Here is an 829-nt window from a genome sequence, read left to right as displayed (position 1 = left end):
GGGCTGAATGTGTGTCATTGGCTTTGGCATAACAGTCTCCTAAAGCACCCTGATTTCTATATTAACTCAAAATCAGCTGGTTCATGCTTAGGTTGGCACACAGGGCTGGCGTTTGTGATTGGCCTTGTTATGAGCTTAGGTAAGAGTAATAACTTACCTGCATACTCCAAGGCTATAAGATAAATCGCTCGTTCTGCCGCTGCCAATATTGAATGAGGGTAACTGTTCACCCGCAGCGCCTTGACACTCAATAATGGGATGATCGTCTCTTGATTCGCTTTTGCTACTTGCACGATCTCCCAGTTCAGGCACGCTTATCAATATGAATAAAAAGCACACCACACCGACGGTGCCGCCCCTGACGCTGGAACAAGCGCACGAGCTGATTTTCAAGCTCATGGAGCGTATTTCCGAGCTGGAAGACCGCCTCAATCAGAACAGCGGCAACTCTTCAAAGCCCCCATCCAGCAATGGACCAGGAGGGGCACCGCCGGCTCGTCCACGCAAACGTTCCGGCAAGCAGCGTGGCGCTCAGCCTGGTCATAAAGGCCATCGTCGAGAACGGCATCCGCAGGATGAACGGGTGACGCTCGCGCCGCATTATCCGTCAGAAATCTGTACCTGCTGTGGTGGCGATATGCTGGCTCATGCCAAGCCACACCGAGTACATCAGGTATTTGATTTACCCGAGGTCAGCTACTTCATGACCGAGCATCAGCTGTTTCGGGCCACCTGTACGCGCTGTATCCACACGGATGAAGCCCGCCTGCCGGAGACAGTCAGTCATACCCAGATGGGCGCGAACTTGCTCAGTTACATTGCCCTGCAA

The 829-nt window shown here is 52.7% G+C and carries 2 protein-coding genes; both read left to right on the top strand.

Going from position 1 to position 829, the window contains the following annotated elements:
• On the top strand, window positions 1-183 hold a 183-nt coding region (locus IEW52_RS15860), incomplete at its 5' end, for a hypothetical protein (protein ID WP_229668007.1).
• Between the two features lie 139 nt (window positions 184-322).
• The coding region (locus IEW52_RS15590; RefSeq protein ID WP_188630995.1) for a DUF6444 domain-containing protein at window positions 323-829 on the top strand (507 nt) is incomplete at its 3' end.

The organism is Oceanisphaera marina, assembly GCF_014643915.1.
Taxonomy (GTDB): Bacteria; Pseudomonadota; Gammaproteobacteria; order Enterobacterales; family Aeromonadaceae; genus Oceanimonas; species Oceanimonas marina.
The sequence above is the reverse complement of the archived record's forward strand: the minus strand, read 5'-3'. Positions and strand labels throughout refer to the sequence as shown.